This is a genomic window from Thiothrix lacustris DSM 21227, from assembly GCF_000621325.1.
Classification (GTDB): Bacteria; Pseudomonadota; Gammaproteobacteria; order Thiotrichales; family Thiotrichaceae; genus Thiothrix; species Thiothrix lacustris.
In genome coordinates, this window is record NZ_JHYQ01000027.1 from 26,062 (window position 1) to 51,900 (window position 25,839).

24 protein-coding genes are annotated in these 25,839 nt (G+C 51.2%); 14 read left to right on the top strand and 10 right to left on the bottom strand.

Annotation, left to right across the window (positions count from 1 at the left end):
* Window positions 1-67 precede the first annotated feature (67 nt).
* The 5 genes from Q394_RS23100 to Q394_RS20375 all read right to left on the bottom strand — a co-directional run bounded on the left by Q394_RS23100 (window position 68) and on the right by Q394_RS20375 (window position 3,040).
* Window positions 68-220 carry a hypothetical protein gene (locus Q394_RS23100; protein WP_211248813.1) on the bottom strand — a complete coding sequence of 51 codons (153 nt, stop codon included), beginning with the start codon at window positions 218-220 and terminating at the stop codon, window positions 68-70.
* Entirely contained in the window at window positions 181-591 is a 411-nt protein-coding gene (locus Q394_RS22755) for a hypothetical protein (protein ID WP_211248814.1), read from the bottom strand. The genes Q394_RS23100 and Q394_RS22755 overlap by 40 nt, the downstream gene beginning before the upstream one ends.
* 64 nt (window positions 592-655) lie before the next feature.
* Complete coding sequence (locus tag Q394_RS0113415) at window positions 656-1,282, bottom strand: 5-formyltetrahydrofolate cyclo-ligase (RefSeq protein ID WP_028489722.1); 627 nt, start codon at window positions 1,280-1,282, stop codon at window positions 656-658.
* Window positions 1,254-1,874: an FHA domain-containing protein gene (locus tag Q394_RS21580; protein WP_051543440.1), complete on the bottom strand. Its 621-nt coding sequence runs from the start codon at window positions 1,872-1,874 to the stop codon at window positions 1,254-1,256. Before Q394_RS21580 ends, Q394_RS0113415 begins: the two co-directional genes overlap by 29 nt.
* Window positions 1,871-3,040: a transglycosylase SLT domain-containing protein gene (locus Q394_RS20375; RefSeq protein ID WP_051543441.1), complete on the bottom strand. Its 1,170-nt coding sequence runs from the start codon at window positions 3,038-3,040 to the stop codon at window positions 1,871-1,873. The genes Q394_RS21580 and Q394_RS20375 overlap by 4 nt, the downstream gene beginning before the upstream one ends.
* Before the next feature lie 221 nt (window positions 3,041-3,261).
* Between Q394_RS20375 and Q394_RS0113430 the strand changes: the two genes are divergently transcribed.
* Genes Q394_RS0113430 through dnaQ form a run of 3 tightly spaced genes read left to right on the top strand, consistent with a single transcriptional unit; the run spans window position 3,262 to window position 5,250 of the window.
* Complete coding sequence (locus tag Q394_RS0113430) at window positions 3,262-4,101, top strand: class I SAM-dependent methyltransferase (protein WP_084260477.1); 840 nt, start codon at window positions 3,262-3,264, stop codon at window positions 4,099-4,101.
* Window positions 4,091-4,534 carry a ribonuclease HI gene (gene rnhA, locus Q394_RS0113435; RefSeq protein WP_028489724.1) on the top strand — a complete coding sequence of 148 codons (444 nt, stop codon included), beginning with the start codon at window positions 4,091-4,093 and terminating at the stop codon, window positions 4,532-4,534. Before Q394_RS0113430 ends, rnhA begins: the two co-directional genes overlap by 11 nt.
* Complete coding sequence (gene dnaQ / locus Q394_RS0113440; protein ID WP_028489725.1) at window positions 4,531-5,250, top strand: DNA polymerase III subunit epsilon; 720 nt, start codon at window positions 4,531-4,533, stop codon at window positions 5,248-5,250. The genes rnhA and dnaQ overlap by 4 nt, the downstream gene beginning before the upstream one ends.
* On the opposite strand, the gene Q394_RS0113445 is transcribed toward dnaQ, so the two are convergent.
* Together Q394_RS0113445 and Q394_RS20380 are read right to left on the bottom strand one after the other, a co-directional pair.
* Window positions 5,247-5,939, bottom strand: a complete 693-nt coding sequence (locus tag Q394_RS0113445; RefSeq protein ID WP_028489726.1) for an outer membrane beta-barrel protein — start codon at window positions 5,937-5,939, stop codon at window positions 5,247-5,249. The genes dnaQ and Q394_RS0113445 overlap by 4 nt on opposite strands.
* Window positions 5,940-6,113: 174 nt before the next feature.
* The gene (locus Q394_RS20380; RefSeq protein ID WP_038141562.1) at window positions 6,114-9,011 is read right to left on the bottom strand and encodes an AMP-binding protein; all 2,898 of its coding nucleotides are present in this window, start codon (window positions 9,009-9,011) and stop codon (window positions 6,114-6,116) included.
* A gap of 236 nt (window positions 9,012-9,247) precedes the next feature.
* Here Q394_RS20380 and Q394_RS0113455 point away from each other — a divergent pair, with 236 nt between their 5' ends.
* From Q394_RS0113455 to Q394_RS22485, 4 genes are all read left to right on the top strand, one after another.
* Window positions 9,248-9,463 carry a hypothetical protein gene (locus Q394_RS0113455; protein ID WP_028489727.1) on the top strand — a complete coding sequence of 72 codons (216 nt, stop codon included), beginning with the start codon at window positions 9,248-9,250 and terminating at the stop codon, window positions 9,461-9,463.
* 133 nt (window positions 9,464-9,596) lie between these two features.
* Window positions 9,597-15,272 (top strand): alpha-2-macroglobulin family protein, encoded by a 5,676-nt coding sequence (locus Q394_RS0113460; RefSeq protein ID WP_028489728.1) that lies wholly within the window; start codon window positions 9,597-9,599, stop codon window positions 15,270-15,272.
* Between the two features lie 8 nt (window positions 15,273-15,280).
* The gene (pbpC, locus tag Q394_RS20385; RefSeq protein ID WP_245606793.1) at window positions 15,281-17,641 is read left to right on the top strand and encodes a penicillin-binding protein 1C; all 2,361 of its coding nucleotides are present in this window, start codon (window positions 15,281-15,283) and stop codon (window positions 17,639-17,641) included.
* Window positions 17,642-17,745: 104 nt separating this feature from the next.
* On the top strand, window positions 17,746-18,054 hold the full coding sequence (locus tag Q394_RS22485; protein WP_156946873.1) for a hypothetical protein: 309 nt from the start codon (window positions 17,746-17,748) through the stop codon (window positions 18,052-18,054).
* A gap of 8 nt (window positions 18,055-18,062) precedes the next feature.
* On the opposite strand, the gene Q394_RS0113480 is transcribed toward Q394_RS22485, so the two are convergent.
* From Q394_RS0113480 to Q394_RS22490, 3 genes are read right to left on the bottom strand one after another with little or no spacing between them, the layout of a single operon-like run.
* The gene (locus Q394_RS0113480; RefSeq protein ID WP_156946874.1) at window positions 18,063-18,536 is read right to left on the bottom strand and encodes a hypothetical protein; all 474 of its coding nucleotides are present in this window, start codon (window positions 18,534-18,536) and stop codon (window positions 18,063-18,065) included.
* Window positions 18,537-18,562: 26 nt separating this feature from the next.
* Window positions 18,563-19,288 (bottom strand): hypothetical protein, encoded by a 726-nt coding sequence (locus Q394_RS0113485; RefSeq protein ID WP_028489731.1) that lies wholly within the window; start codon window positions 19,286-19,288, stop codon window positions 18,563-18,565.
* Window positions 19,285-20,226: a hypothetical protein gene (locus tag Q394_RS22490; RefSeq protein ID WP_028489732.1), complete on the bottom strand. Its 942-nt coding sequence runs from the start codon at window positions 20,224-20,226 to the stop codon at window positions 19,285-19,287. Before Q394_RS22490 ends, Q394_RS0113485 begins: the two co-directional genes overlap by 4 nt.
* Window positions 20,227-20,494: 268 nt before the next feature.
* Here Q394_RS22490 and Q394_RS0113495 point away from each other — a divergent pair, with 268 nt between their 5' ends.
* From Q394_RS0113495 to hypE, 7 genes are read left to right on the top strand one after another with little or no spacing between them, the layout of a single operon-like run.
* A complete protein-coding gene (locus tag Q394_RS0113495; protein WP_028489733.1) occupies window positions 20,495-21,631 on the top strand; it encodes a nickel-dependent hydrogenase large subunit in 1,137 nt (378 codons plus the stop codon).
* Window positions 21,624-21,965 (top strand): hydrogenase maturation nickel metallochaperone HypA, encoded by a 342-nt coding sequence (gene hypA, locus Q394_RS0113500; RefSeq protein WP_028489734.1) that lies wholly within the window; start codon window positions 21,624-21,626, stop codon window positions 21,963-21,965. Before Q394_RS0113495 ends, hypA begins: the two co-directional genes overlap by 8 nt.
* Window positions 21,965-22,801, top strand: coding sequence for a hydrogenase nickel incorporation protein HypB (gene hypB / locus Q394_RS0113505; RefSeq protein ID WP_028489735.1), 837 nt, complete (start codon window positions 21,965-21,967; stop codon window positions 22,799-22,801). Before hypA ends, hypB begins: the two co-directional genes overlap by 1 nt.
* A 21-nt stretch (window positions 22,802-22,822) precedes the next feature.
* The gene (locus Q394_RS0113510; RefSeq protein WP_028489736.1) at window positions 22,823-23,335 is read left to right on the top strand and encodes a glycine cleavage system transcriptional repressor; all 513 of its coding nucleotides are present in this window, start codon (window positions 22,823-22,825) and stop codon (window positions 23,333-23,335) included.
* Window positions 23,336-23,347: 12 nt separating this feature from the next.
* Window positions 23,348-23,644, top strand: a complete 297-nt coding sequence (locus Q394_RS0113515; protein ID WP_028489737.1) for a HypC/HybG/HupF family hydrogenase formation chaperone — start codon at window positions 23,348-23,350, stop codon at window positions 23,642-23,644.
* Complete coding sequence (hypD, locus tag Q394_RS0113520; protein ID WP_028489738.1) at window positions 23,641-24,816, top strand: hydrogenase formation protein HypD; 1,176 nt, start codon at window positions 23,641-23,643, stop codon at window positions 24,814-24,816. Before Q394_RS0113515 ends, hypD begins: the two co-directional genes overlap by 4 nt.
* The gene (hypE, locus tag Q394_RS0113525; RefSeq protein ID WP_028489739.1) at window positions 24,813-25,838 is read left to right on the top strand and encodes a hydrogenase expression/formation protein HypE; all 1,026 of its coding nucleotides are present in this window, start codon (window positions 24,813-24,815) and stop codon (window positions 25,836-25,838) included. Before hypD ends, hypE begins: the two co-directional genes overlap by 4 nt.
* Window position 25,839 lies beyond the last annotated feature (1 nt).

Below are 25,839 nucleotides of genomic sequence, written 5' to 3' on the forward strand. Positions count from 1 at the left end.
TGGGTCTTGCTAATACGCAAACAGGCCGGATAAACCGGCCTGTTTAGTATAACTGCTCTTGCTGGAATTAGTTAGCAGCAGGGCCAGGTGTTGCGCCCGGTGCGGTTGGCATTGGTTGCTGCATCTGTGGCATTGGCTGCATCATAGGTGCTTGCATTGGAGCCATTGGCATTGGTTGCATCATAGGTGCGCCATAACCCATCGGAGCGCCATAACCCATCGGAGCGCCATACCCATCGGAGCGCCATAACCCATCGGAGCGCCATAACCCATCGGAGCGCCATAACCCATTGGTGCGCCGTTACCCATCATTGGGAAGTTGTTATTCCCCATCATTGGGAAGTTATTATTGTTACCCATGAATGGCATACCACCCATGAAGCCGTTATCGTTATTATTGTCATCAAAGCTGTTCATCATTTCATCCATCCAATACATTGGAGTCCATTCTGGCCAGTCGCTTTCTTCATAATAAGGGCCGTAAGGACCCATTTTCCATTCGCCATTGTTACCGCCAAAAAAGTCGTTTGCACTTGCGGTAGCTGTCAGAGCCAACAGGCTCAAGCCAATTAATAATTTTTTCATTTCCATGATCTCCTATGCGGTTACTAGTATCAGGTCTTTGCTGATGATGAAAACACTATATCAGCATATTCTAATATATTCCAGTGCCAAACCGCAAAAAACTAGCATCAGAAGTGGCATCATCCAGTGGAATATCCCATCGTTGTCGTTCGATATGATCTATTTTTTGAAAGTCATAGGCAAATCCACACAAGCGAGGGCGCATTTGATGTCGTTGGGTGCGTTTGAATGCAAAGGTCCGATCATAGAAGCCCCCGCCCATACCCATGCGTGTGCCGTGCATATCAAAAGCAACCAGTGGCGTGATGACCATATCTAGCCAGCGGGCAGGGCGACTGTGTCGGTAATAAGGATAAGGTTCGGGAATACGAAACCGATTCAGGCGGAAGCGGGTCTGTGCATTCCAGCGTACAAACCATAGGCGATTATCATGAAAAGGTGACAACACAGGTAGGTAAAACTGTTGATGAGGTAAGGGGCGGTAACGTAACTGCCGGGGATCTGCTTCCCCTCTCACCGGTAAGTAGAGGGCAATATGTTTGGCATTACGAAAGGTAGGTTGTGTTTTGAGGTGTTGTACGGCCTGTAGCGATAGGGTTTTTTGTTGATGAGTGGAGAGAGAGGCACGTTGCTGTTGTAAAGCGCGTCGTGTGGAACGTTTAGCCTGATCACTCGTGGGGAGAGTGCTGCTTGTCATGAGTGTTTGACTCCTTCAGGCAAAATTGGAAGGTGGTGTCTTCCACTTTGAACAGATCTCCGGGGGAGAGATTTTGTGTGCGATGATTATTCATCGTACCATTTTCCCGCTTAATATAGTCTCCTGATGGTGTCCGCTCAACTAAGATTTGCCCAAGCGTTTGGTTACCCAACACGATGCGGGCTTCTTTTAAGGGAATAATATACCCTGCCTTATGGCCATCTCTGATCTGTAGCCATGCCTCGTACCCTGAGTCCATCAATTTTGGATGCAGGGTTAGTCGTTTGAGTTGTGCAGATAAGCCTTGCTCTGAACGAAACACAATATGGTACTTACCTAAACCAATAATATCCCCATCTTCCAGTAGATGGCGCTCCACTATGTGCTGATTGACGTAAGTGTTATTGGTGCTTTGTAGGTCTTCTAAAAAGCAGTCATCCCGTATCACCGTAATGCGGGCATGGTGAGCACTAATAGTGCGATCGGGAAGCGTAATGTCACTTTTATTATTGCGCCCCAAGGTAATACTGGTCGTTTTAAGGGTAACACGTTTAAGAATTTGCTTTTCCAGCATGACAATTAGCTGATTCATGATGCTCGCCGCTCGTTTGATAGTGTTGCTATGACTTCTAAGCGTTCTCCCTCTTTTACTTGGGATGAATGCTTGCTGTTATTTTGCATCAAGGCTTGTACTGTTGTGCCGTGTTTTTGCGCGATTGCCTGCAAGGTGTCACCTCTACGCACAGTGAGAATGGTCTTTTTGGTTTTTGCTTGGGCGTAGACGCGGCTCTTTTTCTTGATGCGAGTGGTGGCCAATTTATTGTAGTTGGTTGTCGATTTGCTGGCATAAACACCTTGTCGGTTAGCGGGGGGCAGCGCTTCGATCACTTGAGCGATGGTATTAGCATTTTGACGGGGTGTGACAATACGATTGGAATATTCTGGGGTAGTGATACCTCGGCGGAAGCAGGGATTTAAATCCAGAAGTGTCTCGGGTTCTAGTCCAGCTTGTATGGCCGCTTGACGCAAATCGACAGGCTTATTAACCCGTAATTGTGCAAGACGAGCGCGGTTAGGTGTGTTCGGAAGTGTGATGCCATAACGAGGGGCATTGCCGATCAGTTCTTTGAAAGCCAACAAGCGTGGAACATACTCACGGGTTTCCTTAGGTAATGATAGGTGCCAGAAGGTGGTGGGTAAGCCCTTAGCACGATTGCGATCAATTTCCCGCTGAACACGGTTTTCGCCGCAGTTATACGCGGCTAATGCTAGAAGCCAGTCGCCATTAAAGTCTGCATTGAGTTTTTGCAGGTAACTCAATGCCGCACCTGTAGCTGCAAAAGGATCCATTCTTGCATCGTAATACTTGGCTTGTTGCAGCCCGTAGCGTCGCCCGGTGTCTGGAATAAATTGCCAGAGACCCGCTGCTCCCGCATGAGAAAATACATCAGCGTCAAAAGCGCTCTCTACAAAGGGTAGTAAGGCCAGTTCGCTAGGCATTCCGCGCCGCTCTGTTTCATCAACAATCATGTGCAGAAAGACACTAGCGCGTTCCGACAATAGGTTGAGTTGTGCAGGATTGCGCCCGTAATAGTTCACGAAGCGTTGAACGGTAGGGTGTTTGCTGTACTGATTACTCAATTTGAACCCTTGAAAAACCCGATCCCATGTATCAAAGTCTTCATCTACCAAGGGCTTTTGAGTGTTTTCTAACGCTTCCTGTTCGGAGCTGGTGTGTAACGATGCTTTAAGTAGCATGGGTTTACTGCTGGCTTGATCCGCTTTCCCCAGCGTGCTGGAGCAACCTGACGTCGTTAATACTGCTATAGCAGACGCCGCAAGGAGCGTATATTTGCTTATTGTTATCATGTTTGAAACCCCGTGAACCTTTGTAATTCTTATATTGGTTCAGATTCATCGTTATAATGCTGCTGAGGATCACGTAGGAGCAAGCCACGTACTGCGTATAAGTTTTTATAATGAATAGAACTGACGCGAATATAATATGTATCATCCAGATGGACAAGGAAAAATCGCTGAACGTTACATCTACAACATCATTATCCCCAGCGGCTATCAATGCCTGTCGCGATTGGTATGCCAGCGCTGCTGGGCAGATTACCTTGGCGCGAGTACAACGTATTGTCAGTGGCATGAGTACGGATATCTTCGGCTACTATGCACTGGAAACCGGCGTATTGGCAGGTAAGCATTCCTTTTTGGAAGAGTCGCGTATCGCCAGTCAGTTCTCCTTGGGGGCAGTAGAAGGTGAGCCTGTCAGTGTCAGAGGGACCCCCGAGCATTTGCCTTTTTCTTTAAGTAATCTTGATTTGGTGATTGCTAGCCATGCGCTGGATTGTACGGATCATCCACATCAAGTATTGCGTGAAATTGAGCGGGTATTAGTGCCAGAAGGGCACTGTATCCTCATTGCCTTTAATCCGATAAGCTTCCGGGGCTTGGGGCAATTACGCTATCTATTTAAACCTCATGCTCGGCATTGTCAGTTTTATTCAACTTTTCGCGTGCGTGAATGGCTGAGTGTGCTGGGGTTTGAGGTGTGCGAAATCGTATCGACAGGTTTTTGCCCTGTATTCAATGGTCATTATGTTTTTAAACAGGATCGCTGGTTAGATCGTTTGGGCAGCAAGTTTCGCCTGATGACAGGGAATGTGACGATTATTCATGCCCAAAAGAAAGTTTCCAATATGACACCGCTTTTGCCTTCCCGTAAGGTCAAGCCCGTACTGAGATCGGGAATGGTCGTTAATCCGGGAGTAGGGCGTTTTGTCCGCAAAGAGAGTAATGATGCCAAGTAAGATAGTTGAGATTTTCACTGATGGTGCGTGCCGGGGGAATCCTGGGCCAGGTGGTTGGGGTGCGTTGCTGCGTTATAATGGCACAGAACGTGAACTCTATGGGTATCAGCCCGTTTCTACGAATAATCAGATGGAACTGATGGCGGCTATTCAGGCGTTGGAGACACTTACCCGTCCCTGTGATGTGATACTGACCACCGATTCACAATATGTGCGCCAAGGCATTACCGAGTGGATGGCAGGTTGGAAACGTAAAGGTTGGAAAACGGCCGCTGGGAAGCCTGTCAAAAATCAGGATCTTTGGCAGCGTTTGGATGCCGCAGCGGCTCAACATCAAATCGACTGGCGCTGGGTGAAAGGTCATAGTGGGCATGATGAAAATGAAAGGGTTGACCAACTGGCTAACAAAGCCATTGATGAGAAAAAATTATGAGCCGTCAGATTATTCTTGATACCGAAACCACTGGCCTCGACCCCAAAGATGGTCATCGCATTATTGAAATCGGTTGTGTGGAAATGGTGAATCGTCGTTTGACGGGCAGAAATTTCCATGAGTATTTACAGCCAGATCGTGAAATTGATGCTGGGGCTATTGAAGTCCATGGCATTACCAATGCTTTTCTTGCGGATAAACCGCGTTTTGACGAGATCATGGGTGATCTACTGGATTACTTGCGTGGGGCAGAGTTAATTATCCATAACGCGCCCTTCGATATCGGTTTTCTCAACCATGAACTGCGTTTGGTGAATGCCAAACACCAGCCGCTTACCGATTTATGTACCGTCACCGATACGTTGCGGATGGCGCGGCAACTGTTTCCAGGGCAGCGTGCTAGCTTAGATGCACTGTGTAAGCGCTACGAAATCAACAATGCCCATCGTACTTTGCACGGCGCTTTGCTGGATGCTGAGATATTGGCAGATGTCTATCTAGCTATGACAGGTGGGCAAGTCAATCTGCTACTCGGTGGTGAAGAAGATAACACTAGTGGCAGCGTTGGTGGAGCTGGCATACGTCGCGTGACGGCTGATGTGAGTCGCTTGCGTGTTATTTCAGCGAGTGGCGACGAATTAGCCGCACATGCCGAGCGCTTAAGCGCTATCACCAAAGCGGCAGGGGGCAAGTGTTTGTTTGCCCCTGATGCTTAGAAGTTAAAGGTTGCACCAACATAAACCATGTCTGTGTCTGTTTTTACGCTACGTAGATCAGCATAGTTTTTATTCTGATCTAGGTGTAGGAACTGGTTGCCTTTACCATTGTTAAAGGTGCGGTCCCAACCGACTTGAATGCTCACATGGTCCGTGATTTCATGCTCAAGACCGATGCCGAGTTTTGGGCTAACCCCCTCATCCTTGGTTTTGTAGGTTTCGCTAATACCATCAAGGTTGGTGTAATCCATTTGGTTTTTGTTTTCCCAAGCGAATGCCCCGGCTTTGCCGTAGACAGATGTTTTGCGGGTAACACGACGGTTAACCTTGGCACTCACGCCAATACCACGGGTTTTTTGCCAAGCATGTGCGCGTTCAGCGCGTCCATCCAGTGTTGGACGATACATGTCAGCATCGTAGGTTTTGCCTAAATCGGTGTAGTCTATTTCGACACCAATGTTTTGGGTGAGATTGGCTCCCCCATAAACCTTGTAACCTCGGTTATCCCTTTTATCGTTACGCATCTTGAACTGCGAGCCTTCACATGCCGGACAGAACTGGCTTTCGTTGCCGTTATTGCCTGTTGCACCAAGACCGGCACCAACGTAGTAGGGTGAGTATCCCGCTTCAGCCATGCCTGAGCCCAACAAGGCAGCAAGACCAGCATTTACAACCAGTAATTTTTTCATGAGAATAATTCCTGATGGCTTTTAACCAAAAATATTTTTATCAATATGGATTGTAAAGCTGATTAATCAGGATATGAATTTCTGATAGGGATGAATGGTTTGATCTGACTGATGAGGCGTATGGGGGCATTTCTTATCTTTGCCCCCTTGCTTTATTTTTCCAAAGATTTGGCGTTAACTTAAATCAGAGGCTACTTTCCGCGCCGATCCGAAGTCCGTCTTGCCACTCCCCAACTTCGGAATTTCCGCCAGACTGCGGATAGTCGATGGAATCATCAGCGGATTCATCCCACCCGCCAGCAACTGGCGTTTCACTGCTGCTTCATCATGTGCCCCAGCCATCAGCAACACGATCTTTTCGCCTTTTTTGTCATCTGGCAAATTGACCGCCACCATTTCCAGTTCCGCATCGCCCAGTATCTGCCGTACTTGCTGCTCCACTGCCGTTAAACTGACCATTTCCCCGCCCAGCTTGGCGAAGCGTGAATAACGGTCGACGATGGTGAGGAAGCCATCTTCATCCACATGCCCTTTGTCGCCGGTTTTGTACCAGCGTTGCCCGTCGATGTCGGCAATGGCTTGCGCGGTTTTTTCCGGCGCATCCAGATAGCCCTTCATGACTTGGGGGCCACCGATCAGGATCAATCCATCTGTTCCTGTTGGCAAGGTTTCCAGCGTGTCCGGGTCAACGATACGGAAACTAGTGCCGGGTAAGGGTAAACCTACCGTGCCTTCCTTGTTAGCAGATTGCACTTTCCAGTAGCGCATATCGAGCTGGTCGGGCAGGTTGACGGCAGCAACGGGCGAGGTTTCAGTCGCCCCATAGCCTTCCAGCAGCTTCTTGCCGAATTTGTCGAGGAACAGGCGGCGGACTTCCGGCGCAAGCTTTTCCGCACCCGCGACCACGTAGCGCAACGATTGGAACATCAGTGGGTGCACACGGGAATTTTTCGCGTATAAACGCAGGAATGTACCTGTGCCAAACAGTAAGGTCGCTTCGTAACGCGCCACGCCTTTGGCGATATTCACCGCATCGGTCGGGTCAGGGTGGCACACGACGGGGATGCCTTCTGATAGCGGCATCAGCGTACTCGCCAGCAAACCGAAGGCGTGGAAGGTTGGCAATGTGCCCATGATCACGTCGTTATCCAGCGTATTCAGCGCATCCGCCACCTGCCGCGCATTCACCGCCAAGTTGCGGTGTGAGAGTTCAATGCCTTTGGGCGCACCTTCACTGCCGCTGGAAAACAGAATGGCAGCCGTCGCTTCCAAATCAATGTTAGGAATGTACAGCCATTGCAGCAAACGGGTCGGCAATAACATAGACATCAAAAGTGTGAGCAGCAATTGGTGTTTAGGGATTTCGGCCTTCAAGTCTTCCAGAAAAGTCAGCGGGGTATTGGGCAGTATGGCCACAATATCAATGCCGCGTTCCTTGAGTTTGTCGAGGAAACGCTTGGAGGTGTAAACCCGTTGCAAACCAGCTTGTTGAACCGCGCTGTGTATCGACTCAGCGCTGGCTGTGTAATTCAAATTCACAATGGTTTTACCCAGGCTCAACACGGCCATATTCGCAATCGCCCCGCCCGCACTGGTAGGCAATAACAGGCCAATATTCTGTTCCGGGCTAAGTTTCTTGATCAGCACGGCAAAGCGGAACACGGCTGTCATGAAGCGGTGGTGGCTCAACGGCTCGCCGATCACATCCGCCGCTGCCATGCGGAAACTCTGCCGTTTGGCGGAGCGCAACCAGTTCACAGGGATAGGGTCGATCAGGTGTGAATAGGTATCCCATGACGTAAACGACAGGTCGAATACTTTTTGCTTCAACTCATGCGCTGGGATATTTTCAGGCAAGGCTTTGCCAAACGCCACCACGATGTCACGCTTGAACCCAGACTGACGGTTTTCGCGCAAAAAGCCGCTGGAACGTGAAAAGCGGCTGCCCCACAAACCGTGCAGGTAAAACGGCACAATCACCGCCCCGGTATTTTTCACCGCTTTCTCATAGCCGCGTTTGAAGTCGGACAATTGCCCGGTGCGGCTGATCGAACCTTCCGGGAACAAGCAAACCACTTCGCCTGCTTTCAGCATCTCGGTCACTTTTTCCAGCGAATCGGCGCTCGCACCGCTGCTGATGGGAATCACCCCGAACCAGTTGAGGAAACCTTTCAGATACCAGCGTTCGTAATAGCCTTTTTCAATCACAAAATGCAGTTGGCGCGGTGAAGCCATTTGCACCAGCGCCCAGTCGATAAAGCTGATGTGATTGCCCAAGAGCAAGACGCCACCCTTGGCAGGTAAATGTTCAAAACCCATCACTTTTAGGCGGTAACGCGCCCGGAACAGGCGGCTGAATACAAAGCGCAGTAAAGATTGTGGCATGTGATAGAGGGTATACACTGCACCTGCTACCGTGGTGGCGGTCAGTACCGTCATCAACAGCGTACTGCCCAAGTCTTGCCAAGAGAGCAGGGCAGCCGCCCCCACAAACCCCAGCATCACCACGCTTTGCGCCAGATGGTCAATAGGCGTGGCCTTGGGTAATTGTTCTTCTGGAACGTGGTAGCGCAGCAAGGCGTGTAACGGTGCAACAAACAGCCCGCCCATAATGCCCAAAAACAGCAGCACGGCCGCTTGCAAGGTGGCGGAAGATTGCCAGCCCAGTACGATAATACTGGCCATGATGCCCAATGCGCCCACCGGAATCAGCCCGGTTTCGATATGGGTGACGGACATACGTTGCGCAATTTGCATCCCGATCAACAGGCCAGCAGCCGTTAGCGCGAGTAATGCCCAGTGTGCCGGGTAAACTGCCAGCAGCGCCAGCATAATGCCCCAGAACACCGCTTTGCCCATAATGGTCAGCCACAGATCAGCGTGATGGCGCACCCCCTGCCAATCCTTACGGGTACAGCCTACCCGCCGATACTGAATGACGCTGAATAGGGCAAAGGGCAGGGTGATCAAGAGCACTGCGAGTGCTTGCCCCGTCCACTGTTGAAGAATGGGGGTGAAAAATAGTGCGGCAATAAAAACCATCAACCCGTAGACGCGCATAGCTGGCAACATGGGTTTGCTTCTCCTCTTCTGATGTTTGTTTCTGATGTCATTGTTATATGCTTGAACGATAGCGTTTAATGGATTTGTTATGCAAGGGAAACGCGGAAAGTTGCGTATGGCACAACGTGAAGTATCAACAGCAACCAAATACCAGCGGATAGCAAGACATTGTTTCAGTCGGCGACTTAATGGATACTATCGCAGTAGGTAATTTATTAAACAATATCTTCATAGGAGAATCGATCATGGCAGAATGGCGTAAAGTAGCAAAAGGCTTCGTACTGGGTGATGGTCACATCAGTACCAAGGAAGTTGATATGCTGCGTGAGCTAGTGCTGAAAGACGGTGCTGTCAGCAAAAGCGAACTGGATTTCCTGAAAGAAATCAAAGCAGAAGCCAAAACCGCAGTCAAAGTATTGGATGATTTGATCACTGAATGTGAAGCAATGGTTAAAAGCTAACGCTTGCCAATGTCCTGTGGAGGTGATGTTGCATTGCCTCCATAGGAAATATTTTCGTTAAAATTACCCCTCTCTGAAAATAAACGTTAGAATGATGGTCTATAAATAAACTTATAACTTGCTGGGGATCATCATGATGAAGCTTTCATTCATGCTGCGTGCTTTATTCTTGTTTCTGCTGTTGGCAGGGATAACAAGTTTGAGCGGTTGCAATACTGACACGCCCGCTGATACCGTCGCGGCCAAGCCTGATGCCGCTCTACAAGATCGCACGCGATTACTCACCGAATTGTTTAGCCAGCGCCCGCCCAGCATCCAACTGCGTCATCAGCCACTGGCGATTGGTTTTCGCCAAGCTGTGATTAGTGCTGATAAAGTGGGCAGCAGTGCAGCGGCTTACTTGCAACTCTCCCCAGATGTCGCAGGCAACGCACAATTCGACACCACCAGCAGCATCGTCTTTGTACCCGCCACGCCGTTGGCTTCTGGGCAAAGCTACACGCTCACCGTGAAACCGGCGGGTTTGCTGAATATCCCTGCTGATACCCCACCGATCGACTTCGCCTTCAAAACCGCTCCGCTGGAGTTGGATGTGCAAACTGAAGGGCTTGAACCCATCCCCGATCAGCCGACCCAAATGCGTTTGGCAGGCCGGGTATTCACCTCTGATTACGTCGCCCCAGAGATGCTGGAAAAAATCCTGCAAGCCACTTCTCAGAAGAAGCCGCTGTCACTGACGTGGGAACACAACGACAAGGGCACAGAACACCGTTTTACTGTCAACGCGATTCCGCGTGAAACCTTCGCCACCGATTTGCATCTGAGCTGGGAGGGTAAAAGCCTGAACGCGCAAGGTACTTCGAGTGGTTCTAAAGACATCGCTATCCCTAGCCAACAAACCTTCAGCATTACCCGCATCGACACCGCCAGCGAAGACACGGAAGGTAAGCCGCACATCACGGTGAGTTTTTCTGATGCACTTGATACCCAGCAAGACCTGAAGGGCTTGGTACAGCTCGGCAGTGGCGAAGTCAGTACCCAAATCGTCGGCAACCGCCTGTTGGTTTACCCCACCGGTGCACTGGAACCGGGCGAACAAAAACTCATTCTGCAAGCGGGTATCAAGGCCGCTGCCGCTTCTCTGGGCAAACTGGTCGAGCGTACTGAACAATCCATTACTCTCGGTGCTCCCAAACCTGCGGTGCGCTTTGTTGGCAAAGGCAGTATTTTGCCCGACAACCAACAGATGACCATTCCACTGGAAGCGCGTGGTGTGAATGCCGTACAAATCACCGCTATCGAAGTGTTCCCGGAGAATATCGAGCAATTCCTGCAAGTGAACGGGCTGGAGGGCGATCGTGAAATAGAACGGGTCGGACGTTACCTGTGGCGTAAAACCATCCCGCTCACCGCCGCCAACGCCAACCAGTGGAATCGTTACGACATTGATGCTAGCGAATTATTCAAAACCAAACCCGGCACACTCTACCGACTGGCATTATCGGTAGACCGTCGCCATTCCACCTACCCTTGCCCAGCGGGTACACCCGCGCCACAAATTACCGATAAACCCTTGGCGAGTGCCGAAGATGACGAGGGCACGCAAGCCAGCGGTTGGGATGGCATTGAAGAATACGCTGTCAACAGCGACGCCCCAGACTACGACTGGGATAAACGTGATGATGCTTGCAACGACAGTTATTTTGCCAACAGCGAACAAACCAAAGCGAGCCACAACTTCATGGCCAGCAACCTCGGCCTGATTGCCAAACAGGACGGCAACGGCAAAGTGCATGTGATCGCCACCGATTTGCGCACTGCCGAAACAGCCGTCGGTGTTAACCTGACCTTGCGTAATTTTCAGGGCAAAACCCTTGCCACCGCGATCACCGGCGGGGATGGCTTTGCGGAGCTTGATAGCCCCACTACCAGTTTTCTACTGGTCGCGGAAAAAGCGGGCGACCGTGCTTATCTCAAGCTCAACGCCAATACCGCACTCGAAACCAGTCAGTTCGATATTGGTGGCGAAACTGTGCAAAAAGGCTTAAAAGGTGTGCTCTACGGCGAGCGCGGTGTCTGGCGTCCCGGTGATGATATTCACCTCACCTTTGTTTTGCAGGATCGTGCTAACACCTTGCCACCTAAGCACCCGGTAACCGTGCAATTGTTTGACCCCACCGGCAAACTCAAGCAAACCGTCACCAACAACCAGCCGACGGGCGCTTTTTACCCCTTCACGCTGAAAACAGCGGACAGTGACCCCACCGGCGACTGGTTGGTGAAAGCGGTACTCGGCGGCAGTACGTTCGACAAAACCCTGAAAATCGAAACCGTGCGTCCCAACCGTCTCAAAGTCGAACTCAATTACGGCGTGGATACGTTGCACGGCTACCGCGAACTGCCGGAAGCAACCCTGTTTGCCCAATGGCTACACGGTGGCACGGCCAGCCATCTGAAAGCCGATGTCAGCGTGCGTTTGCGCGAAAAAACCACCGAATTCGGGCGTTATGCCGATTACACCTTCGACGACCCCACCCGCAAGCTGGACAGCGAAGAGCAGCAATTGCTGGAAGGGCGCACGGATGAGCAAGGCTATTTACGTTTTAATAAAGCTTTCCAACCGAAGCAGCCTGCACCGGGTATGCTCAGCGCCTGGTTTACCAGTCGCGTACACGAAGAAGGTGGCGGCTTCAGTATCAGTAAACAGGAGATTGATTATCACCCGTTTGAACACTACGTTGGCATGAAACTGCCCAAGGGCGATGACGAGCGTGGCATGTTGCTCACCGACACTGAACACACTGTCGACATTGCCAGCCTGAACGCGGAGGGTCAGGAAGTTTCCCTGCCGCAAGTTGAAGTCACCCTCTACAAAATCGAGTGGAAATGGTGGTGGGATAAAACCCCTGATTCGCTGGCCGAATACGCCGATTCCAGCCACAGCAGCAAATTGCAGCAGTCCATCGTCAACACCACTAACGGCAAAGGCGAGTGGAAATTTCAAATCAAATACCCGGAATGGGGGCGTTATTTGATCCGCGCCTGCGACTTGGAAGGCAAGCATTGCACCGGTAAAACCCTGTACGTCGATTGGCCGGGTTGGGCAGGTCGTGCGCAGGAAGAAGGCAGTGGTGCTGCTGCCATGTTGCGTTTCAGCAGCGACAAAACCAACTATCAGGTGGGCGAAACCGCGCAAATTCAATTGCCGGAAGCCCAAGCTGGGCGAGCCTTGTTCACGGTCGAAACCAGCAGCCAGATTCTGGAGCAACGCTGGATTGAGTTTAATGGCCAGCGCACTCAAATTCCGTTACCTATTACGGCGGCCATGGCACCGAACGCCTACGTTAGCGTGACGTTATTGCAGGCGCACCAGAACAAGCAAAATGACCGCCCGCTGCGTTTGTACGGCATCATTCCGCTCTTGGTCGAAGACCCTGCCACCAAGCTGCAACCCGTCTTGAAAGCAGCGGAAGAATGGAAGCCGGAAAGCACCCAAACCTTCAGTATCAGCGAACAATCTGGTCACGCTATGGATTACACCCTGGCGGTGGTCGACGAGGGTTTGCTCGGTTTAACCCGCTATGAAGCCCCCGATCTGCACAAGGCGTTCTACCGCAAAGAAGCCTTGGGGATCAAAACATGGGACTTGTTCGATAACGTGATAGGGGGATACAGCGGTAATCTGGAACGTATTCTGGCTATCGGTGGTGGTGACGAGGCACAAATCGACGATGCCGCCAACAAGCCGAAGCGTTTCCCGCCGGTGGTGCGTTTCCTTGGGGCTTTCCATCTGAATGCCGGGGAAACCAAGGAACACAGCGTTGAGTTGCCTTCCTATCTCGGTGCAGTGCGCATTATGGCGGTGGCCTCTGACGGCACGGCTTATGGCAAGGCGGAACAGCCTGTGTTCGTGCGCCAACCGTTGATGTTGTTATCGTCCTTGCCGCGTACCCTGAAAGTCGGTGAACGCATCGAAGTGCCCTTAACCGTGTTCGTTGCTGACCCAGCGGTTACATCGGTGCAAGTCAAGGTCGAGGCGGATGGCGCATTCGCCAGTGTTGGCCCCGCACTCACCGTGCCCTTCACGCAAGCGGGTGAAAAAGTGGTGACCCTGTTTGTGAAAGCAGGCGACAAGCCGATGCAAGGTAAGCTGACATTTACTGCGACCAGCGGCACACTCAGTAGCAGCCACGCAGTGGATTTGGCCATACAAGCGCCCAATTTACCCAGTTTGCGCACGGTGAGCCACACGTTGGAACCGAAAGCGGATTGGCAAACGGCGATTACTCCACACGGCATGGCCGGTACAAATCAGAGTATGCTGGAACTAGCCAGTATTCCTAATCTGAATCTGGAACAACATCTGGATTACCTGATCAACTACCCACACGGTTGCTTGGAACAAACCACATCGGCAGTCTTCCCGCAATTGTATTTGCCCAAGTTGCTCAAGCTTGACCCTGAGCGCCAGCAGAAAATTGAACATTATGTGAAACGTGCCATTGCTAAATTGGCTGATTTCCAAAGCAGTAATGGCAATTTGATGTACTGGCCGGGTTCGACTGAAGCCAACGATTGGGCGAGTTTGTACGCAGGGCACTTCCTGATTGAAGCGCAAAAGCAGGGTTACAGCGTGCCACTGGGGATGATGACCGCATGGCAAGCCTATCAAGTGAAACAGTCGCAAAACTGGACCGCCAGCACGGGCGAAGACACCAGTTCCACCCAAGCCTATCGCTTGTATGTGCTGGCCGTCGCCGGTAAACCACAGATGGGGGCGATGAACCGTTTGCGTGAGTCCGGCAAGGCTAACCCGCAGGCACGTTGGTTGCTTGCTGCCGCGTATGTGCTGGCGGGGCAACCCGAAGCGGCGCAACAAACCACGGCTGGATTGGTCGCCACTGAGCTGAATACACCCACTTCTGAGCAAACCTTCAGCCAGACACTGGGGCAACTCGGTTTGCAGTTGGAAACCTTGCTGGCACTGCAAAAAACGCAGGATGCCGATTTAGTGGTGCAGCAAATGGCGACAGAACTGGGCAGTACTACCGTGCAGAATACCCACGACATTAGCTGGGCATTGCTATCCGTCGCGCATTACCTGAGCACGAGTCAGCAGCCGCTGGCCGTGAGTTTTAGCCTGGATCAAGCCGCCGCAACGCCGTTGAACAGTGCTCAGCCGCTGCTGAGTCAGTTGCTCACTGTGCAGGATGCAGCCTTCCAGCTTGCCCTGCACAATGATGGCGACCGCAAGCTCTACGCCACGGTAACGCAACGCGGTATTGCTCCGGCAGGCAATGAACAGGCGGAAGCGCAGGGCATGAGCTTGCAAGCGGAGCTATTCGACAAGCAAGGTAACAAGGTTTGGGATACCGAGACACCGCTGACAGAAGCCTTGAAATTGCAGCAAGGTCAGGACTATGACCTGAATGTTAAGGTGACCAACGCCGACAGTGCAGCCCTGAAGCATGTGGCACTGTCTACGTTGCTGCCATCGGGTATGGAAATTGGAACAACCGTGACGACCTCAGAGGAAAAGCCCGCTGCCAATAACACGGCTGGATTGACCTATCAGGACGTGCGTGATGATCGCGTATTGAGTTATTTCGATTTGGCGGTGGGTGAAACCAGAACGGTCAACATCAAACTCAATGCTGCCTTCCTCGGCGAGTTTTATTTCCCAGCCATCAGTACCGAAGCCATGTATCAGCCTGCCATCCGGGCGCGGACAGCAGGGTTGGCCGTGAAAATCATGAAGGTCGTCCCCATGAGCGCACCCTTGGAGGTTAAGCCGGAGCTGACCAACTGAAGCTTGTATTGAAGGGGATTGTCCTTCTGGTCGTAACGGGGTTGGTGGGGTGGTGGTATTTCTACAGCCTTCCCACCGCGTTATTCCTTACTACCCACTCGCACTTGCTGTTGGATCGCCACGGCAAGTTGTTGAGTGCACACATTGCTGCCGATGGGCAGTGGCGTTTTCCTGAAATGGATAGCGTACCGGATAAATTTACCACCGCCTTGATTCAGTTTGAGGATAAGCGTTTTCAACAACACAGTGGCGTAGATTTTCTCGCCTTGGCACGTGCTACTTACGATAATCTGTACCAACAGCGTGTGGTCAGCGGTGCTAGCACCCTGAGTATGCAAGTGATTCGCCTATCACGTAGCAATCCCCCGCGTACCTTGAGCGAAAAAGTTGTGGAACTGTTACGGGCGTGGCGTCTGGAAAGTCGTTACAGCAAAGATGAGATCCTCAAACTCTACGCCAGTCACGCGCCGTTTGGCGGTAATGTGGTTGGACTGGAAGCCGCCGCGTGGCGCTATTTTGCTCGTAGTCCTGAGCAGTTGTCGTGGGCGGAAAGTGCGCTGTTGGCAGTATTACCCAACAATCCTGCCCTGATTCATCCCGGACGTAACCGTGAGCGTTTGCTGAGTAAGCGTAATCGTCTGCTTAAGCAATTGTTTACCCGGAATTTACTGTCCAAGCTGGATTATGAGTTGGCTGTCGCTGAACCGTTGCCTGATGCGCCCCATGTATTGCCCCGGCTTGCGCCGCATTTGTTGGATACGCTGGCAGCACAACATCCTACAGGGCAACGTTTCCGCACTACCTTGGATGTTAATGTACAGCAGCAACTCAATACGCTGGCACAACGCACGGGCGAACAGTTGGCGCTGGAGGGTGTGCAAAATCTGGCGGTGCTCGTGCTGGATAACCGTACCTTTGAGGTGGTGGCGTATGTGGGGAATCGTCCTGATATGGATTTCAGCACCGATCAAGGCCATGCGATTGACATGATTCAACGTCCACGCAGTACGGGCAGTACCCTCAAACCGTTGCTATTTGCCGATATGCTTGAGCAAGGGTTGATCACGCCCGATTCGCTGGTGGCAGATGTGCCGGTGAATTACAGTGGTTTTACCCCGCAGAATTACAATCGTCATTACCACGGTTCGGTGAGTGCGCGGGAAGCGTTGGCGCGTTCGCTGAATATTCCGCTTGTCAATTTGTTGAGCTTACGGGGTGTCGAGCCGTTTTTGATGCAATTGCGCCAATTGGGTTTCACGCACCTGACCCGTTCAGCGCAGGATTATGGTTTGAGCCTGATTCTGGGTGGGGGGGAGGCTTCCTTGTGGGATTTAAGTGTGGCCTACGCCAATCTTGCGCAGCGTGCGTCACAAGACCAGCAGCATCAGCAAACCTTTTGGCAGCAGGGCAGGGTGTTGTTGACAGACAAGGCCGACAGCGGGCGCATTGCCACCTTGTCCAGTGCCGCCGCTTGGTTGACGGTGGACGCACTGTTGGATGTTGCCCGCCCCGGTGATGATGGCTATTGGGAAAAATTCAGTAGTAGCCGTAAGGTCGCGTGGAAAACCGGCACGAGTTATGGGCAGCGCGATGCGTGGGCGATTGGCACAACCCCGGATTACACGGTGGGGGTGTGGGTGGGCAATGCGGCGGGTGAAGGCCGTGCCGGGTTGACCGGAACACAAAGTGCCGCCCCGATTTTATTTAATACTTTCAGCTTATTGCCGCCGAATCGTGGCTGGTTCCAACGCCCTGATTGGCAAATGAGTCAGGTCGATATTTGCCGTGATGATGGTTATCTTAGCAATGGTAGCTGTGTGACGAAGACGCTACATCTGCCGCTCAGTAGCCACTTTGCACGGATTACGCCTTATCACCAACTGATCCATCTGGATGCCAGCGGCCAATGGCGTGTCACCAGTGATTGCGAATCGGTGGCAAACATGCAAACCCGCGATTGGTTTGTATTGCCGCCGGATCAGGCCAGTTTCTATCAGCAATTTCATGCCGATTATTTGCCGTTACCGCCGTGGCGTGCTGATTGTCAAAGCAGTGAAAGTGGTCAACAGGAGGCGCTTAGTGTGGTTTACCCGCAAGAGGGAATGCAAATTTACCTGCCGCGTGAACTCGATGGTAAGTTGGGGCAAACTATTTTTCGTGCCGTTCCCAGTCATCAGGAAGCCCTGTTGTATTGGCATTTGGATAACCAGTTTATCGGTACGACGCAGACGTTCCATCAACAAGCGGTACAACCGTTGGCTGGCAAACATCGACTGACCGTGGTGGATGAGGCGGGCAATCGGGTGGAGCGGGCGTTTGAGGTGTTGGTGACGGCAGAGTCGGCGGGCAAGCGGCGTATTTCAAAATGATTCAGGAGATTGTATTATCGTATTCAATTGATGATGAGTTGTGCCAACCGTGGTACGAAGATGGCGGACAAGATCCGCGCTTTGCTGGAAGCCCATTTTAGCCCATGACCGAAAAAACAAAACGGGTGGTAAAATCACCATCAGCCACTACACCACCCAAACGTGGGGGTAAAGCCCCATCAGCTGCTACGCCACCCAAACGGGTGGTGAAATCGCCAAAACAGTTAACCAAGCCATTGTCCGCTAAGGCCAAACCAAAACCACGCCAACCACGCAAGCAGCAGGCTAGGGTGGATGAGGTGATGCTACTGAGTAAGACCCTGAGCTATCTGGGGCGCTACCTGTTGATCGTGTTGGTCTCAGCTGCTGTTGTGGGGTTGGCGTACTTGTTTATGGATGTTTTCAATGGGTGATGTTTGATCTAGCGTAACAATTCCTCTAGTTCTTTGCGGAGTTGATCACGTTGCTTTATTAACGTGTCTATGCTTGTTTTTTGTTTGTTATTAGATGAGGTTAAATGCTGTTCTTGTTTATCAAGTTTGGCTATTTCTTGATGCAGTCGTTGCTTCTCCTTGCTAGTAAAGTTTAATTGTTGTTCGATAACAGTGGTTGATTTTTTTAATTGTTGTTTTTTGTTATCTAAATTATCGATTTTAGGTATTAAATTTTCAGTTTTTTCCTGAAGAATTTGGTATTCTTTTTGGGTTCGGCTGAGTTTTTGTTTTTCAATGTCTTGTTGATTTTTAAGTGTTTCTAATTGGCTTCTTTTTGCCTCAATGCTTTTTTCGTAGTCATGGTTGTAGATATTGTTTAATGTGTCCACTAGCCCAGCATCTTCCTGCTTAGAGGAAGATACTGTACAGGCTGATAAAAATGTACTGATGATGGCAGACACTACCATCACCAGCGACTTCTGTGGTTTCACTGTGTATTAGCTGCAAACGTCTCTTTTATATCACGCAGAGACTTATTGTTTTCACGTAGTTTTTTGATATTGTCGATAAGTGATTTTATCTCATTGGTGAGCATGTCTATTTTTTCCTTCTCAAGTTTTGCTTGCTTTGCTTTATTGACGGTTTCTTGTTTGAATTGCCGTTCTTCTTGCATTTGTGTCAATAAGTACTGTTCTTTCTCCAGTTGTTCAGTAAGGGATTCTTGCATTTTTTGCAATGCGACTTTATCTGCGCTGGCTTTTTCTTTTGCCGTTAGCAATGCTTCTGCTTGAGCTTGTTGAAGCTTTAAGTTTAGGTCTTGCTCTATAAAGAATAATGCGAAAGTACCATTGGTTTTGCTGGTATGGGCAATTTCTCCATCCAGTTGATTGGCAATGTTTAGATAGCTACACTTTCTCTCTGCTACGCTATCCCCCAATACAAACCCAGCACCTCCACCGGCTACACACATCAGTGCGGCAGGGTTTTCTTGGCCTATTGCTTTCCAGAACACTAGGCTGGCTAAGCATCCGTATGTCACTGCTTCTTTTTTTATTTTTTTGCTACTGGGTAGGTTTGTTTTACAAGCTTGAATGTCTTTTTCTTGTTCAGGTGTGATTGTTGATTTTGTAGCATTCATGCTGCAACCGGCACTAACAGATAATGCCAAAATGATAGAAGTTATTTTACTAGCATGATTTAGTTTTTTGATCATGGTTTGATACTCTTAAGGTTAAGTTGTTTAAAGTAGTCGTGCTTGAGGTTTAATGTGATCTTCTCTGAAGATGTAGAGGGTTGGCATTGCTTTAAGTGAATAGTGAATATATCAAATGCAGCTTCTTCGATACCTAGACTTTGGCTGTTGATAGTATGGATAGACTTGAATGCTTTTTCTGTGTATGTATCTTTTATATAACAAATTTTTTCTAGTTGATTGGTATATTCAGTTGATGAGTCTTGCAGTTTTTTTTCTATGTCTAGCAGCTTTGATGAAATGATGTCTTTCTTCTTCTGATAAAAATTATCGTGACTTACTTTGGATAGTTCATTTAGTGAAGTGATTTCTTGTTCTTTTTTGAAGATTGAAAGGCTCATATAGCCTGCATCTATTGATGTAAAGATAGCGTCTTGCATAAGTTTAGTGGCGAGGATAACTGCTTTCTGATTCTCCTCTTCGATAGTATTTTTTGCAGGTGCAGGTGCAGGTGCAGGTGCAGGTGCAGGTGCAGGTGCAGGTGCAGGTGCAGGTGCAGGTTGTTTTAATTTGTTGGGAGTATTAACAATAAACATCAAGGTTATAGGGATAAGTGCGACTACTAAAAGTGCTGGGTATTTGTATTTACCAATAATATTAAATTGTGACCAAGTAGAATGCTTGCCGGTGATGGCGTAATTCCATGTGTCTTTAGCCCATGTTTGTTGCGTTCTGCTGGAAAAGAAAGGGCGTTGTAGTTTGGGAAAAGTGAAAATTTTTCTTGTACGATAAGCTTCTAGTGGTTGGCCTGCGAGTACGCCTTGAGCCAAAATTTTACATTCCTCACGGTATTGGCGTGGTAATTCAGTCAGTAGTGCAGTACATGACTTATGATTCAGCGTCAGATGGATGCCGCGCTTCAGGATTATATTGCGAAGCTCTTCATGCACAGCTTGCATAGATTGCGTACCACTCAATAATGAAGTTTTATGAAACTCCAGGCAACTTACGACAGTACAATCAGAATGGGGGCGTTCTAGTTGCACATTAATTATACAATATCAATGGTTTATCAAAAATGAGTCGTCAATCATCATAATTAGGTTCAATCATTCATCTGAATTTTATTTAAGTTGGTGTAGGGCTATTTCAATATTGACGCACTGGCACAGTGTTTGCTCTGTTAGTATGTCAGTGTCTTTATGATGGAAAGCAAGTATCCAGCCCATGCAGCCTTTGGAACAATTGGTCGGTCAATTACAACTTGCGCTGCATTATGTCAGTGAGGGTCGTTTGTGCCGGGTCAAGACCCTAACGATTAGTTCCACGCGCTTGCGCCTGAATTCAGGTTTACTGGCGGGAAAGCCTGTCGATCTGGCGCCTAAGCTTACTGGCGTATTGTTTAGCTTGTGCGGTACAGCACAAACCATTACCTCCACCCAAGCCTGTGAACAGGCCACGGGAAAACAGCCTGATGCGGTCATTGAGCAGCAGCGCATTCGCCAGATTGGTATCGAAACCCTGTTTGAACACCTGTTGCGCTTATCGCAAGACTGGCCTGTGGCGTTGGGCAATGAGTCACTTTCCGCCCACGAACTGCAAGCACTCTTTAAACTCAAACGTGAACTGCTGAAAGTGCCCAACCCCGCTGTAATGGATGACATCCAGCGCTGGTTTGAAGCCCGCCTACTGGGTTTGCCATTACAACGCTGGCTGGATTACTGCACCCGTGGCGATGCTAAGAAACTTTCCATTCGTGGACTGATTGGCAATCTGATGACCAATGTGTGTCGCCATGATTGGGAGCATCTGGGGGCTTGCCCTCAGCAACCTTTGCCCGAACAGTCCTTCGAATGGTGGCGGCAACGTTTGGCTGCTGCTGATGCGGAACACTTTATGGCAGTGCCTGATGTGGAGGGCAGGGCATGTGAAACGTCCAGTTTGACCCGCCAATGGGACAATCCCGCTTTGCAAGTCTGGCGCGAACGCTATGGCAGCGGTTTGATGACACGCCTGCTTGCACGGGTATTGGATATGCTGGCGTGTTGGCTTCGGCTACGTTCAGCCAGCGAGGCTGGCTTTTCCCTGCGTGGAGTCGAAGGGCATGCAGGGGAGGGAATTGCGCTGTTGCAAACGGCACGCGGTCTATTAGTCCATCGCGTCGTGCAGCAACATGGCTTGATTCTCGAATACCAGATTGTTGCGCCCACTGAGTGGAATTTTCACCCGCAGGGTTCGCTGTATCACATGCTATCCGGTCTGCACGCGACCAGTGAAGTGGCATTGCGCAATCAGGCTCAAGCCCTGATTGCCGCCCTTGATCCCTGTGTGACATACCAACTGGAGATTACCCGCGATGCATGAAATGTCCCTGTGCGAAGGTGTGTTGCAAATACTGGAAAGCGAAGCCAAACGTCAACATTTCACCAAAGTGAAAACCGTGTGGCTGGAAATCGGCACGATGTCAGGGGTAGACATTGAGGCGATGCGCTTTTGTTTTGACGTAATCGTGCGACATTCGCTGGCAGATGGGGCTAGACTGGAGATTATCGAAGTCCCCGCGCAGGCATGGTGTCTGGATTGTGCCCAAACCGTGACTGTGCAACAGCGTTACGATGCCTGCCCACAGTGCGGCAGCTATCAGCTACAAGTGACCAGCGGGGAGGAAATGCGTATTAAAGAACTGGAGGTGGAATAATGTGTACTGTCTGCGGCTGCGGCGAAGGCGAAGTCAAGATTGAAGGCCAACCTCAACGCCATACACTGATTCGCGGGTTACAGCCTGCACCTGAACATTCTCATGGACATACCCACGATTACGGGCAAGGTGCTGCTCACGCTCATGCACCCGGTATGACCCAATCCCGCATGGTGCAAATCGAGCAAGACATTCTTGGTAAAAACAACCAGTATGCTGCACAAAACCGCCAGTGGCTGGCTGAGCGTTCTATCCTTGCGCTCAATTTAGTATCCAGCCCCGGTTCGGGTAAAACCACTCTGCTGACTGAAACCCTCACGCGCTTGCAGGGTATCGTGCCAATGGCAGTGGTGGAAGGCGACCAGCAAACCAGCAATGATGCTGACCGTATCCGCGCTACGGGTGTTCCTGCGCTACAAATCAATACGGGTAAGGGCTGCCATCTGGATGCACACATGGTCGGACACGCACTCGAATCGTTGCCCATCGAACAAGGCGGTATTCTGTTCATCGAAAACGTTGGTAACCTGGTTTGCCCAGCTGCCTTCGATCTCGGTGAGGCGCACAAGGTCGTGATCCTTTCAGTGACTGAAGGCGAAGACAAGCCGATCAAATACCCCGATATGTTTCACGCGGCGGATTTGATGATCCTCAACAAGGTCGACTTGCTGCCGTATTTGCGCTTTGATGTGGCGAAATGTGAGGAATATGCCCGCCGGGTTAACCCGTCTATCCAGATCCTACATGTTTCAGCCACCAGTGGCGAAGGCATGGAGGGTTGGCTTGACTGGCTGCAACAGCAACGCCTCGGAAGAACTGATACAATTTTGCCATAACAACTGTCATAAGGAGTTTCCATGCAATCATCTCTTGTCCTCACTGTTCTTGGCTCTGACCGCGCAGGTCTGGTCAAATCCATTGCCGAAGCCGTCAAAGCCCACCAAGGTAACTGGCAGGAAAGCCGCATGGTGCACCTTGCCGGACAGTTCGCCGGGCTTGCCCATGTCACCCTGCCGGAAGAACAACTGGCTGGCCTGAAACAAGCCCTGCAAGCCTTGCAAAATAACGGCCTGCAAATTTTGGTGACGCACAGTGAAGTCAGTGTTCCGCGCACGATTACCCAGCTGACACTGGAACTCTTGGGGCTGGATCGCTCTGGCATTATCCATGACATTACCCGCCAGCTCGCCGCGCTCAACGTCAATATCGAAGAGCTGGAAAGTGAGCAACGTGCTGCGCCCATGTCCAGCGAAATGCTGTTCTATGCGAACTTGCGCCTCGGTTTGCCGGATGGCGTGACGGCAGATGATGTACGTGGCGTGTTTGAAGCCATGCCCGACCCACTTACCGTGGACATTACTTTCAGCTAACAGGAAATCATCATGTGCCTTGGAATCCCCGGACAAATCACCGAATTGGTCGACCTTGACCTCTTGGTTGCCAAGGTGGACATCGGCGGTGTGAAACGCGATGTGATCATCACCTGCGTGGTGGATGACGAACACCCAGCGGAAGAGTGCGTCGGCGCTTGGGTACTGGTTCACGCCGGTTTCGCCATGAGCCGTCTGGATGAGGATGAGGCCGCCCGCACCCTCGCTTATCTGGCGGCGATTGGCGATATGGATGCAGAGCTGGAAGCCATCCGCAACATTGCTGATGCGCTGGAACGTTCGGCATGAAATACATCGACGAATTCCGCGACCCTGCCACCGCCAAAAAGCTGGTGGAAGAAATCAACCGACTGACTTCGGGCATGTTCCCTTCGACTTCGCTCAGGGAACGGAGCTCCCCGCTGGCTGAGCGTAGCCGAAGCCAGCCTCTGCAAGTCATGGAATTCTGCGGCGGTCATACCCACACTTTGTTCAAATACGGCATCGAAGGCATGTTGCCCGCCGACATTGAAATGGTACACGGCCCCGGCTGCCCAGTGTGTGTGTTGCCGATGTCGCGGGTGGATGATTGCGTCACGATTGCGGAACAGCCCGGCGTGATCTTCACCACTTTTGGCGATGCGATGCGTGTACCCGGTACGCGCAAAAGCCTGTTGCAAGCCAAGGCTGACGGCTGCGATGTGCGCATGGTGTATTCGCCGATGGATGCGCTAACCATTGCCCGCAAAAATCCTGAGCGTGATGTGGTGTTTTTCGCGCTGGGGTTTGAAACCACCATGCCCAGCACCGCGCTCACCTTATTGCAGGCGCACCGCGAAGGGCTGCAAAACTTTTCGCTATTCTGCAATCACATTACTACGCCTGCGACCATGCGGGCGATCCTCACCGACCCCGACTTGAAACTTGACGGTTTCCTCGCGCCTGGACACGTCAGCATGGTGATCGGCGTACATCCGTATGATTTTGTGACCCGTGACTACCACAAGCCGCTGGTGATTACCGGCTTTGAACCGCTCGATATTTTGCACGCCCTGTGGATGCTGATGAAACAGCTTGCCGAAGGCCGTTGCGAAGTCGAAAACCAGTATGCGCGGATTGTGCCGGAAGCGGGTAATGTCGCAGGCTTGAAAGCCATTGCCGAAGTCTACGAAACGCGGGAACACAGCGAGTTTCGTGGCTTGGGGAATATCGGTGATGCTGGCGTGCAGATTCGATCAGCCTACGCGGCTTACGATGCCGAGAAGAGATTCAACCTACAAGCTGCGGCCAGTTCCCACGACCCGGAACACCTCAAGTGTGCCGAAGTATTGCGTGGGGTTATCAAACCGTGGGATTGCCCCGCGTTCGGCAAGGATTGCAACCCGCAACATCCGCTGGGGGCGCTGATGGTATCGCCGGAAGGTTCGTGTGCGGCGTATTACGCTTACGGCAAATTGGCAAAACGTAAGGAAACCGCATGAACCTCACCGGAACCATCACCCTCGCCCACGGCAGCGGCGGACGCGCCATGCACCAACTGGTCGACGACCTGATCCGCCGCACCTTCAGCAATCCGCTGTTGGAAGAGGGCGAAGATCAAGCCCGTATCCCGTTGGCAAAGTTGGTTACACAAGGCGATCGTTTGGCCTTCACCACCGATTCCTACGTCGTCACGCCGCTGGAATTTCCCGGCGGTAATATCGGCACACTCGCCATCAACGGCACGGTCAACGACCTCGCTGTCGGGGGCGCGAAACCCTTGTACCTGAGCTGCGGTTTCATCATCGAAGAAGGCTTACCGCTGGAAACGTTCGCCCGCATCCTGCAAGCCATGCGCTTGGCGGCGGATGAGGCAGGCGTGCAAATCGTGACCGGCGACACCAAGGTGGTGCAACGTGGTGGGGCGGATAAGCTGTTTATTAATACCGCTGGTGTGGGGGTGATTCCGGCAGGCTTCAACCCGTCCGCCGGAGGTGCACAGGTGGGCGATGTGGTCATCGTCAACGGTTGGTTGGGTGATCATGGTGCGGCGATTCTCAATGCCCGTGGTGATTTAGCGTTGGATGCCGACATTGAAACCGATTGCGCCCCGCTCAATCGGCTGGTGGAAGCCATGTTTGCCGCCTGCCCGGACATCCATTGCTTGCGCGATGCGACCCGTGGCGGCTTGGCGACGGTGCTGAATGAATTTGCGGAACGTTCCGGCGTCGATATGTTGCTCAAGGAAGCCGCATTGCCGATCCGCACGCCCGTGCGCGGCATGTGTGAAATCCTCGGCCTCGACCCGCTATACCTTGCCAACGAAGGCAAACTGGTGGCGGTGGTTCCGGCAGACGCAGCAGATGCCGTATTGGCAGCGATGCAACGTATCCCCGAAGGTTATCACGCCTGCATCATCGGCACGGTGGAAGAGGGCGATGGGCATGTTATCCTGAAAACAGCCTTCGGTGGGGAGCGGATTGTTGATATGCTACCGGGAGAGCAGTTACCCCGCATCTGCTGAA